This is a genomic window from Candidatus Enterococcus ikei (genome assembly GCF_017316105.1).
GTDB classification, from domain to species: Bacteria; Bacillota; Bacilli; order Lactobacillales; family Enterococcaceae; genus Enterococcus_L; species Enterococcus_L ikei.
This window is the reverse complement of sequence record NZ_JAFLWD010000035.1, coordinates 112749-123986: the sequence shown is the minus strand read 5'-3', so window position 1 is coordinate 123986 and position 11238 is coordinate 112749. Positions and strand designations below refer to the sequence as shown.

The following is an 11238-nucleotide window of genomic DNA, read 5'->3' as shown; positions in this document are numbered from 1 at the left end:
AAGAAGAGCTAAATCAAGCTAAAGAAGAACAACCAGAAATCCACATCGACGAGCAAGTCGAAGTGATTGAAGACGAATCAGGAGAAGTGGGAGAAATTAAACCGCTAGATCCAACAGAACAAGCGAAAGAAACACAAGAAGAAGAGCTAAACCAAGCTAAAGAAGAACAACCAGAAATCCACGTTGGTGAGCAAGTCGAAGTGATTGAAGATGAATCAGGAGCACTAGAGGAAATTACACCACTAATCCCTGAAGAACAAGCGAAAGAAACGCAAGAAGAAGAACTAAATATAGCTAAAGAAGAACAACCAGAAATCCATATCGACGACCCTAAGGAAACGAGTGAAGATAAATCAGGTAAGCAAGAAGAAATAAAACCTAGGGGACATGCAGAAGGTGAACTAATACCAGTTAAAGAAGAAAAAGTAAAACCAAAAGCTGATAAAGTCTTGTTGAATGCTTCTAAAAATCAATCAAAAGGACAATTACCTAAGGCTGGCAGTAAAGATAGCTATGCCGCAATGATTGCTGGGTTGATAGTAATCATGATGGTAGTTGGTGCTTATGTATTAATTCGTAAAAAAGTAACTAAATAAAGAATAGGATAAAGGATAAAACAAGTAGCACCGACTATTTGTTTTATCCTTTATTTATATACTAAAAATAGCGCTATGTATATAAATATCACACTTTTATAATTTTGATGCAACCATTTACGTTTTTTGAGACTCTAATAGATAGAAGGTTCAAATTAACTGTTGGAGATGAAGGGAGTATTTTACTTGGCAAATGATGTGTTTTTAGTTAAAAAAGCTCAAAAGGGGAATCAAGAGGCATTCATTCAATTGATTCAAGGGTATGAAATAGTACTTTATAATATGGCTAGGCGGTTTTTATCGAATGAACAAGATATAGCAGATGTACTGCAAGAAACAGTGATTACTGCGTACCAAAAAATAGATCAACTTAAAAATCCAAAATATTTTAATACTTGGATTTGTCGAATAATGATCAATCACTGTAAGAAGTTATTGAACTTGGAGCCGTCTTTTGATATAGAGGATTATCCATTTTTAGTTGATACGCAAGAGACAGAGCATTTAGGAACGAATGACTTACTGCTTGGGCTAAAACCAATTTATCGGATTCCTCTTGTATTGTATTATTACAATGGTTTTTCGGTAAAGGAAATCAGTGAGATTTTAACTGAACCCACTGGAACGAACAAATCTCGTTTAGCTCGAGGGCGAGCATTATTGCAAAAAGAATATATTGGATCTGAAGGAGGAACAGCAAAATGAAAGATTTTGAAGAAGAGTTGAATAAGACAATGCAAGAAACTCAATCAGTCTCTCAAGAAGCTCGTCAAGCATTCGATACAGCATACAAAGAAATCTCTCAAGAAAAGAAACGCGTGCACCCTAAAAAGAAAAAAATTCTGTCATTCATTGTACTTGCAGCGATTCTTTTATTAGGACTTTCATTAGCCTTTACGCCTATCGGTAAAGCCGTAACTAATTTTTTGCACCTCGGACAATTCACCTCTAAGACGCTTCAAGAAAAAGGGTTTGTCACGCAGCAAAGTACAAAAGCAAAAAATGAAGATATTGAAATCAAGTTAAATGAAGTTTATGCAGATCAAAATGAAATAGGCCTGCATTTTACAATCGAAGTTCCGAAAAACTCAAAATTCACTGATAAAACGCTCGATAATTATGGGGTAAACTTTGCACTTAAAAATGGTGATGGTCGTTATCTGGTTGATTTGAAAAGTGGTTTGTCAGAATCACATGAGAATTTGAATCTGTTTCATTCAATTGTACCTGATTCTCATTTTGACCATAGTACAAATCAGTTAGAATTGACTTATCGACTTCGCGCAAGTGACGGAAATGTACCAGCATTGGAGAATGCAGTAATTGTCATTAATCGTTTAACTGCGATGTATCCTATGGATGATAGTCCAGGATCTCATGAAGGAAAAGAAGGTAAAATATTTGAAGAGCTTCAAGGCATGTGGGAGTTGCCGATTGATACGTCAAAAATCAAATCATTTGATGCACTTGATTTTGCTCCGACCGATCCTTCATGGTCAGAAATAATGCGGGGTCTAGTGTATCCAAATTCGTTTGTGCTGACAACAAGTGATAAGAGGTTCAATGAATTAGTCGATATAGATGATATCTGGCTGCAAGCTACAATCAATGGCCAAGAAGAGCGTTATTTACTAAGAGAACTTAGTACGGATGAAAAAGATGGAAAACAGTATTATCAGGTGGTTTTTGATTACCCAGGATATGATCAAGCAGATTTGTTGCTACTCCATTATGGGAATACTGAGGTCGAATTTAAGCGTCAATAGTTTATAAAAAGAAAAAGCCAATGCTGTTACCACTGACTTTACCATCAATATTAACTAAAAGCTGCTGCTGTCTTACTTTATTAGTAGAAGAGAGCAGCTTTTATTTGCCTGCAAACACTAACTGCCAAGTAATACCAAATTTATCAGTCAGCCAAGTAACTTTTTGAAAAATTCCAGCAGCTTCAGGTCCCATAATCACAATACCTTCAACAGAAAGTGCTGAAAAAATTAGGTCAAATTCTTCTTCAGTGTCCATCTCTACAAATAATGAGAGATTCCAACCAGAGGTAACAGGATTTTCAGGTCCCATTTCTAAAAAATAGAGTAATGTCCCATTTAAATTTAGTTGTCCATTCAAGACACGTTCAGGATACTCATCATAATAAGTAACAGATTGAATCGTAGTGTGTGGAAAAACGTCAACATAAAAATCCATTTGCTTTTTAGCATGTTCTGTCACTGAAATAAATGTTATTGGTTGTTTCATTTCCTTCACTCTCCTTAAGTGTAAGATAGCAGATTTTAGTATAATTACAATTGATGTGCTTAAAAAAACTGTGTAAGTAGTCTCTCTTGGAAAACTACTACACAGTTTTTATTTTTCTAGAAAATCAGAGAGAAAAAATGTTCATTAAGCGAGATTTTCACCATTTGATTCAATCACTTGTTTGTACCAATAAAATGATTTTTTCCGGCTTCTATCAAGCGACCCATTGCCTTCGTCGTCACGATCAACATAGATAAACCCATAACGCTTACTCATTTCACCAGTTCCAGCACTGATTAGATCAATACAACCCCAAGGCGTATACCCAATCAAATCAACACCATCATCAATCGCTTTTTCCATTTCAATAATATGTTGTTTGAAGTAATCGATTCGATAATCATCATTGATCGAACCATCCGCTTCTACTTTATCAAAGGCACCAAGTCCATTTTCTACGACCATTAATGGTACTTCATAGCGAGAATAGATTTGGTTTAAGGTATAGCGTAGCCCAATAGGATCGATTTGCCAACCCCAGTCACTGGTTTCAAGATATTCATTAGAGACGCCGCCAAACAGATTGCCACCTGTTTTATCATTCCGTTTTTCTAAATCATCTGTAATACAAGTGGTCATGTAATAACTAAACGTATAATAATCAACAGTTCCAGCTTTCAACAAGGCTTTATCTTCTTCTGTTATTTCTACCTGAATATTGTTCTTTTCAAAATAACGTTTCATGAAATAAGGATATTTTCCTTTGACTTGTACATCCCCACAGAAAAAGTTGAATTTTTCATTGATTTGCTGCGTTTTCAACACATCTTCAGGGCGACAAGTTTTCGGATACATCGTAATATACGCTAACATACAGCCGATTTTAAACTCTGGATTGATTTTGTGTCCTGCAATAACGGCTTTAGAAGAAGCTAAAAAGACATTGTGTAAAGCTTGATATTGTTCAGTTTCAGTATACTCACGATTAAATAAACCATTGATTCGTTTGCCATGATCCATTGTCCCGAAGTTGATTTCATTGAATGTTAGCCAGTATTTTACTTTATCTTTATAACGCTCAAACAAAGTCGTTGCATAGTTTTCGTAAAAGCCAATCGTTCGTTTATCTAAAAAGCCATCATAAGTTTTCCCTAAATGAAAAGGCAATTCAAAGTGAGAAATCGTTACAAGCGGTTCAATACCGTATTTCGTTAATTCATCGAAGACCTCATCATAAAATTGTAACCCTGCTTCATTTGGTGTCTCTTCATCTCCATTAGGAAAAATTCGTGACCAAGCAATCGACATTCGGTACACTTTAAAGCCCATTTCTGCAAATAAAGCGATATCTTCTTTATAGCGATGGTAAGAATCGATCCCAGTATGGCTAGGATAGTAATATTGATCTGTATCGATCTCTAAATCGAATGTCCGATGTGTATTTGCTGTTCGACTTCCAGCGCGATTATGATCGCAAATCGAGTCCCCCTTACCGTCTTCATTCCATGCTCCTTCGCATTGGTTGGCAGCTGTTGCGCCGCCCCATAAAAAATTCTTTGGAAAACTCATGTATTTCTACTCCTTTATAAATAAAATTGGTCTTGATTCAAAACAATTAATTTGAAATGATTGCAGTGATTAAGAGGTCCCCTTGCGTGATCGATGTTTCAGAAGTTGCAATTACATCTGTATAATCTGGTGTATTTGTAATAATAATCGGTACTTGTGTACTGTAACCTGCTTCTTCGATCGCTGTAATATCAAAGGTTACTAATTTGTCGCCTTTTTTAACTCGTGCATTTTGTTCAACAAATGATTCAAATCCTTCACCTTCTAATTGAACAGTGTCGATTCCAATATGGATCAATAATTCGGTTCCGTCATCTGAAATTAAACCAATCGCGTGTTTTGTCGGAAACAGCGTCATCACAGTTCCGTCAAAGGGTGCTACAATTTCGCCATTTGTCGGTTCGATCACGACACCGTTACCCATGATTCCTTCTGAAAATGCAGCGTCTCTTGCTTGACTTAAAGGAAGGACTTTTCCTTTGGCAGGTGAAAAAACATCATCTTTTGCTAATTTCTTTTTGTGTCCTGTTGCGGCAAGTTTTGCTTCTTCTTTTGATAATTGAATTGTTGGTTCATCATCTTTAAAACCTAAAGCCCAAGCTATTGCAAAACCAGCTGCTAGAGCACACGCATCCAAAATCATTGCGTAAATCGCAAACTTAACATCGCCATCTGGTGAGATAGAACTTGGATAACGGAATATTCCTAAGCCACCCATTTGATAGCCTTGCATACCTAATCCCATAGCGATGGCACCAGTAACACCCCCAACAATACAAGATGCCCAGAAAGGTTTTTTTCTAGGTAAAGTGATACCATAAATAGCCGGTTCAGTTACACCGAAGATACCTGAAATAAAAGCGGGAATCGATAGTTCTTTTAATTTTGCATTTTTAGTTTTCAACATAACCGCTAATACCGCACCGGTTTGAGCAAAACTCACACTACCTGATGGTGTTAATAAGGATGTTGGATCACCTTGAGATAACGCGATAATGGCAAATGGAATAAGTGCCCAATGTAGACCGAACATAACAAGAATTTGCCAAGAGAAACCAAGAATAGCACCGAATAAAATTGGACTGAAACTTTGAATAGAAAGTAAGCCATTTCCTAAAGCGTCAGAAACAGTATTCATGACTGGTCCGATCACTAAGAAGGTTAAAGGAATCGTTACAAGCGCTGTTAAAAATGGAACAATAAATAACTTAATAACGTCAGGAATAACTTTTCTTAATTGCTTTTCTAAAAAGGCAGCAAAAGCCACCGCTGCAATAATCGGCATAACCGTAGAACCATAACCAGCAGGCGGAATAGAGAATGGAATACCAAAGAAATTAAGCCCTCCTGTTTCAGCAAACTGAGCGGTAGCTGCACCTTCTAAAAATCCAGGATAGACTAAACTTGATGCAATCAACATACCAAGGAAGGGTGAGCCTCCAAATTTTTTCATTGCTGTGTAACCAATAAAGATTGGCAAGAATTTGAATAGTCCGTCACCCATCGCATTAAAAATAGCCGATGTTGACGACTCCGCAAAGCCAGCCCCTAAAGCGAAAATTAAAATGGCATTAACCCCTTTTAACATACCAGCTGCAGACAGTGGCGCTAAAATCGGTTGGAAAATAGAGGAAATCATATCAACAAATTGATCAAATAAATTTCCTTTTGGCCCAGACTCAGTCGGAGCTTCTAGCACACCTAATACAGCATCCACATCTTTGCGAACATCAGGTACATGATTTCCGATCACGACTTGATATTGCCCACCGGCTTGCATGACTGTCACAACACCGTCCATATTTTTTAAGACTTCGGTATTTGCCTTACTTTCATCTTTCAATTTAAAGCGAAGGCGTGTGATACAGTTAGTTAAAGAATTGACGTTTTCTTTGCCTCCAACTTCTTTGACAATTTTTTTTGCAAGTTCTTCATATTTACCCATTTTTGTTCCTCCAAATGTTAAATTATTTTTTATTCAGAGGTCTCGCCAACTTAATGTCACGATCCAGGACCTTTCCACAGGCGATTGATCTCCTACGCTCCTTTTCGGTATATAATTTAGATTAAGAGAGAAGCTCTCTAATTAACTTGTTTTATCAATGATTCGAGCTAAGTGGATGGTGATATACACCTGTTCATCCTTTGATATTGTATAATTGCGTCGATTTTTTAACAGTTCAGCGACTTTTTTTGTAGCTTCAAACGCTTCTGGATACTGTTTGGTAACAAGTATGAATAATTCATTTTCAACTTTATCTTCAGATGTTTTAACCGCGTTATCTTTTAACACCCGTTCAGTGAAAAATTTTAAATGTGTGATAAATCGTTGAAAATAAATATCATTTTCGGCGAAATTAATTCTAAGTGTATATTTAATGACCGTTAGTATTTCTTCGATCAATTGCGTCAGACTGATTGCATCTTCATGATTGCTGTCGAGTTGGGCATTGGTGATATGCAAAGCTAGAAAACCCGCTTCGTCATCGGTCAATGCTACATCTAATTGCTGATTGACCATTTGAATAGCCGAGCGTGCTATTTCTAATTCAACTGGAAAAAAACGTTTGATATCCCATAATAAAAAATTTTTGACCTGAATATTCTTCTTCGCCCGTTGGATAGAGGAGTGCAAGTGATCGGCAATTGCGATAAAAGAGGATTCATTCAGTTCTTTATCCAACGTTTTTTTTGCTTGAGATAAAATTTTATAGGAGATTTCAATGATTTCTTCGGGAATTTCTGAAAATAATTGTTCGATTTGTTCTGATTCAACCTGATTTTCAAGCTTAAAAACCTTCTCGATTTTAGCTTCATCAACTTCTACACCAGCTTTCATCTGAAAACCTAACCCATTGCCAATGAGAATCACTTCTTCATTTTCCTCATTTCGAACAATGACCACATTATTATTTAAAATTTTTAGAATTTCCAAAGCAATCGACCTCCGTTTCCTGAATAAAGGGACTGAAAATAGAAAAAGCCCAAACAAAAGCCAAAAAGGCGTTGTTTAGGTTTAGCTTAACTTAATAATCACTATCCATTTAACAAAGCAAATATACACTAAAAAGAAAGCGTTGTCAAAGGTGTTTTGAAGAGATTACTCATATTCTAGAAAGTTACAAGAATAGCGGCTGTAATGAACAGACTGGACATAGCATTGGTGGCTGGCTATAATAAATTTTGTGAAGTACGTATTTTTATACGGAAAAAGCCAGTGCTGATAACACTGACTCTTAGTTGAGTTTTAACTAAAGCTCGAATAATGTTTATGATGTTGCCGCTATCTCATTTTAGCCGAGAAGATAGCGGTCTTTTTACTATATTAGAAACGATATCTTTTAACCAATCCTTCAAGGAGAGCCTTTTCTATAAAGCAAAGCAGGACAAAAGCGATACAGACATATCTTTTTGACCCGACTCATTTTTCAGAGCTTTAGCTATACTCAGCGTATAATTATGATATCAAACTAATAGACAGATAGAAATGAATTAATTCGCTTTGTGCATGAGTTTGTAATGATGAAAAGAAACCGTGAGTCCTTTGGTTGCATCGAAGGATTCACGGTTTTTATGTTTGTTTATTCGAAAATAAGGAAGGGATTTATGTGTATTTAAACCGATTTGGTTTAATCAAGTGCTGTAATCTTTAAATCTTTGAAAAAGGCTTCTGTGCCAATATCAACAAAGAAGCCGATCTTACCTCTAATATCAGCACCGTGTTTCATATTTTCCACTACTAAAACAGGTTCTTCATTATTGTTTAGATAAAATTCTCCTTTATCCCCGTTGATCACAGCTTTTAAGCTGATCCATTCATCAAGACCAATATCAGCTGGACCCTCAAAATCAGTAATACCAAGATTTCGGAAATAATCAAACGTATATTTAGGATAAGAAAAATATTGAACGCCACGATTTTTTCTGACAGGATCGTCAATTCGGCCATTTGTAGGTCTCACATAGAAAGATTCAAATTTTGTATCATCCTCATTGATTCGAAAGGCAATGCCGATAAAACCTCGTGCAAACTCTGGTGCATCGGGTAATAATCGGCTCAACATTTTAACTTCGATTATTCCATTATGAAAAGTTGAATCATTTAATTTTGCATAAGTGTTTTCATCAAATTCCATCAGTTTGTCTTTTTTTACGACTCTTAAAACCGATTCACCGTTCAGTGTAGTTTGCTCAACAGTAGTATGAACTGCTTCGATAGCTGTTGTTTCATTATTCATTCAAAAATCCTCCTTAATCGTTTTTCTCTTTCATAAAAGTATAGACAACTTTTGAAAAAATGTTAAGTAGGCACTAATTTGTAACTATCTAGCTAAGCTGTTGTTTATAAAATTGTCCCCACTGTCTCATTGATTCAATGACAGGTAGTAAGCTTTCGCCTAATGGTGTTAATTGGTACTCAACGTGAGGAGGCACTTTTTGGAAATCTATTCGTTCCACAATGCCATCTAGTATCATTGAGTTCAGACTTTCAATCAACACTTTTTGTGAGACTCCCGTTAAAGATCGCTTTAATTCAGAATTTCTTTTTGGACCTGTTATTAGATCTCGGATAATCAATGTTTTCCACTTGCTGCCTATTAATTGAACCGTCGTTGCTACATCGCAAAGCGGCATGTCTTCTTTTTTTATCATTCAGAAGTTGCTCCTAACATTTTAAAATGAGTCAGTTTTTAGCTGTGACTTTGATTATAGAAGAATTGTTGCATTTTTAAGGCTGAAAATCAACCTTCATTAAAAAAGTAAGAGTTATGACGCTCTAAAGTTCAAAATACGTTATTGAAATGTTAGCGCTATTATTGTAGACTGAAATAAGTGATATCATTTTTGTCGATTTGTCATTTTTTTATAATGCAAGCAGGATAGTAAAAATAGTACACTTATAAAAATTAGCGATTGATGTCTTTATAATTGAAAGCGTAAACATTTTAGTGTAAGTAGAATCGTTTTTATTTGAATGTAATGAAAAGAAAAGGGGAATAAGAATATGAGTAATGACAACGCAGTACTAGCAAGAAATACAAAAAATGCACCGCAACATCCACTAGCCTCACAAACCGTCGCTTTTTCTCACTATAATAACTTTTCGGCCCAATTACCGATCGATCCAGCATCTGGTCGATTGATTGCAGGTGGTATTAAGGAACAGGCCAATCAGTGTTTTAAAAATATCAAAGCTATTGTAGACAGCATCGATCATGTAATGAGTGATATTGTTCGGATCACCGTATTTGTTAAGTACATTACAGATGTTGATGCGGTAGATGAAGTGTACGCATCATTTTTCACACACTATCAACCTTCAAGAACTGTTGTGGCGGTAGATGCTTTACCAATGGGCGCTTTAGTTCAAATTGAAGCACTTGTTTCAAATGGTGAAGGAACGATTCCAAATGCACCACAAGCAGGTGATTTGATCAAATTGACGAACCATACACTGAATGCACCGAGTAGTTCATTAGCAACACAGACCGTTTCATTTTCTCACTATAACAATCTTTCAGCTCAATTACCGATCGATCCAAAAACAGGTAGAGTGGTAGCGGGGTGTGTGAAAAAGCAAACAGGACGATGTTTAAAAAATATCAAAGCAATTTTAGAAAGTATTGATGTTCCTTTGGATGACATTGTTAAAATCAATATCTTCCTTAAAGATTTGTCTAAAATGGATGCTGTGAATAAGGTTTATACAACCTTTTTCCCAGATTCAGCGATTGCTCGAACAGTAGGATATCTCCCCGCTAGGACAGTTGTGTCGGTAAAAGATTTACCCATGGGCGCTGATGTACAAATTGAAGCAGTCGTTTCACACGGAGATGGTACGCCGCCCCAAGCAATCGAAGATCGACATGGGTTGATTATCGAGGCGAATAATACTGAAAAGGCACCAAAATGTCCATTTTCAACCCAGACTGTTGCTTTTTCTCATTACAATAATCTATCAGCTCAATTGCCGATCGATCCTAAGACAAATGCAGTTGTTTCAGGTGGTATCAAAGAACAAACAGGACAATGTTTGGAAAATATCAAAGCGATCATCGAAAGTGTAGATCATGTACTGGCTGATGTAGTGAAAGTCAATATTTTTGTGAAAAATATTGAGGATATGGCTGCTGTAGATGAAGTGTATGCAAAATTTTTCCCAGATGGAGATCCTGCACGAAGAGTGGTTGGGGTATCTGAGTTACCGAAGGATGCGTTGATTCAAATTGATGCCATTGTTGGGAACGCGGAAGGAACACCTCCCATTGTATAGTAGGGAATAAAGTGTAAAAAGTCCGATCATAAAATAAACCTGTGCCACCTTTGCTAGTAAAGGTACATAGGTTTATTTTGCTGTATAATAATGTAAAAATAGATGTAGGTTAAAGGAGGTTCAAGATGGACAGACTGTTTTCTTCAAAGGACCAAGTCTTATTATTTATAATTGTATTTAGTTTGTTAGTTTTGTTATTTGCAATACTTATTGAGAAGTCGAACGGCTTATTTTTAGCAAGAAATCCACTAGATACTAAAAGCTATGAAGGTTCTCCAGAAAATAAGGCAGAAAGACGTGCAGGTAAGTTATTTGTTAAATGGGTTTATTATGGAGTCAGTGTTGTGATTCCAGTTTGTTTGTTTTTGTATAGTGGTGTTGTATCTAAGCTGTTGGCCATCTTGTTTCTAGTGGGAAGTTTTATATATCGAAAATATCTGACAAGATAGTGGGCTTTTTTTAAAATTAAATTGAAATTCTTTATCGTAATAAGCAGTAAATAAGTTTATAATAGATGGCAGTATACAAATATCGGAGGGTTCTCAC

11 protein-coding genes are annotated in these 11238 nt (G+C 36.1%); 5 read left to right on the top strand and 6 right to left on the bottom strand.

Annotation, left to right across the window (positions count from 1 at the left end; translation table 11 throughout):
- The 3 genes from JZO69_RS13935 to JZO69_RS13925 form a co-directional block, all read left to right on the top strand.
- On the top strand, positions 1–596 hold a 596-nt coding region (locus JZO69_RS13935; RefSeq protein WP_207113447.1), incomplete at its 5' end, for an LPXTG cell wall anchor domain-containing protein.
- Positions 597–782: 186 nt separating this feature from the next.
- Positions 783–1301, top strand: coding sequence for a sigma-70 family RNA polymerase sigma factor (locus tag JZO69_RS13930; RefSeq protein WP_207113446.1), 519 nt, complete (start codon positions 783–785; stop codon positions 1299–1301).
- Positions 1298–2362 carry a DUF4179 domain-containing protein gene (locus JZO69_RS13925; protein WP_207113445.1) on the top strand — a complete coding sequence of 355 codons (1065 nt, stop codon included), beginning with the start codon at positions 1298–1300 and terminating at the stop codon, positions 2360–2362. Before JZO69_RS13930 ends, JZO69_RS13925 begins: the two co-directional genes overlap by 4 nt.
- 100 nt (positions 2363–2462) lie before the next feature.
- Here JZO69_RS13925 and JZO69_RS13920 read toward each other — a convergent pair whose 3' ends face one another.
- The 6 genes from JZO69_RS13920 to JZO69_RS13895 all read right to left on the bottom strand — a co-directional run bounded on the left by JZO69_RS13920 (position 2463) and on the right by JZO69_RS13895 (position 9071).
- Positions 2463–2849, bottom strand: a complete 387-nt coding sequence (locus tag JZO69_RS13920; protein ID WP_207113444.1) for a VOC family protein — start codon at positions 2847–2849, stop codon at positions 2463–2465.
- A 144-nt stretch (positions 2850–2993) separates the two neighbouring features.
- The gene (locus JZO69_RS13915; RefSeq protein WP_207113443.1) at positions 2994–4418 is read right to left on the bottom strand and encodes a glycoside hydrolase family 1 protein; all 1425 of its coding nucleotides are present in this window, start codon (positions 4416–4418) and stop codon (positions 2994–2996) included.
- 46 nt (positions 4419–4464) lie between these two features.
- Positions 4465–6363: a beta-glucoside-specific PTS transporter subunit IIABC gene (locus JZO69_RS13910; RefSeq protein ID WP_207113442.1), complete on the bottom strand. Its 1899-nt coding sequence runs from the start codon at positions 6361–6363 to the stop codon at positions 4465–4467.
- A 141-nt stretch (positions 6364–6504) separates the two neighbouring features.
- Positions 6505–7353 (bottom strand): BglG family transcription antiterminator LicT, encoded by an 849-nt coding sequence (gene licT, locus JZO69_RS13905; protein ID WP_207113441.1) that lies wholly within the window; start codon positions 7351–7353, stop codon positions 6505–6507.
- Positions 7354–8047: 694 nt separating this feature from the next.
- Positions 8048–8656 carry a hypothetical protein gene (locus JZO69_RS13900; RefSeq protein WP_207113440.1) on the bottom strand — a complete coding sequence of 203 codons (609 nt, stop codon included), beginning with the start codon at positions 8654–8656 and terminating at the stop codon, positions 8048–8050.
- A gap of 88 nt (positions 8657–8744) precedes the next feature.
- A complete protein-coding gene (locus JZO69_RS13895) occupies positions 8745–9071 on the bottom strand; it encodes a winged helix-turn-helix transcriptional regulator (RefSeq protein WP_207113439.1) in 327 nt (108 codons plus the stop codon).
- 352 nt (positions 9072–9423) lie between these two features.
- Between JZO69_RS13895 and JZO69_RS13890 the strand changes: the two genes are divergently transcribed.
- Positions 9424–10692 carry a RidA family protein gene (locus tag JZO69_RS13890; protein WP_207113438.1) on the top strand — a complete coding sequence of 423 codons (1269 nt, stop codon included), beginning with the start codon at positions 9424–9426 and terminating at the stop codon, positions 10690–10692.
- A gap of 125 nt (positions 10693–10817) precedes the next feature.
- Complete coding sequence (locus JZO69_RS13885; RefSeq protein WP_207113437.1) at positions 10818–11141, top strand: hypothetical protein; 324 nt, start codon at positions 10818–10820, stop codon at positions 11139–11141.
- Positions 11142–11238: the final 97 nt, after the last annotated feature.

What these genes read in the sequence shown, in the direction of transcription:
- JZO69_RS13925 (WP_207113445.1), top strand. Translation starts at nt 1,298, where the DNA reads ATGAAAGATTTTGAAGAAGAGTTGAATAAGACAATGCAAGAAACTCAA.
- JZO69_RS13920 (WP_207113444.1), bottom strand. Translation starts at nt 2,849, where the DNA reads ATGAAACAACCAATAACATTTATTTCAGTGACAGAACATGCTAAAAAG.
- JZO69_RS13915 (WP_207113443.1), bottom strand. Translation starts at nt 4,418, where the DNA reads ATGAGTTTTCCAAAGAATTTTTTATGGGGCGGCGCAACAGCTGCCAAC.
- JZO69_RS13910 (WP_207113442.1), bottom strand. Translation starts at nt 6,363, where the DNA reads ATGGGTAAATATGAAGAACTTGCAAAAAAAATTGTCAAAGAAGTTGGA.
- JZO69_RS13900 (WP_207113440.1), bottom strand. Translation starts at nt 8,656, where the DNA reads ATGAATAATGAAACAACAGCTATCGAAGCAGTTCATACTACTGTTGAG.
- JZO69_RS13895 (WP_207113439.1), bottom strand. Translation starts at nt 9,071, where the DNA reads ATGATAAAAAAAGAAGACATGCCGCTTTGCGATGTAGCAACGACGGTT.
- JZO69_RS13890 (WP_207113438.1), top strand. Translation starts at nt 9,424, where the DNA reads ATGAGTAATGACAACGCAGTACTAGCAAGAAATACAAAAAATGCACCG.
- JZO69_RS13885 (WP_207113437.1), top strand. Translation starts at nt 10,818, where the DNA reads ATGGACAGACTGTTTTCTTCAAAGGACCAAGTCTTATTATTTATAATT.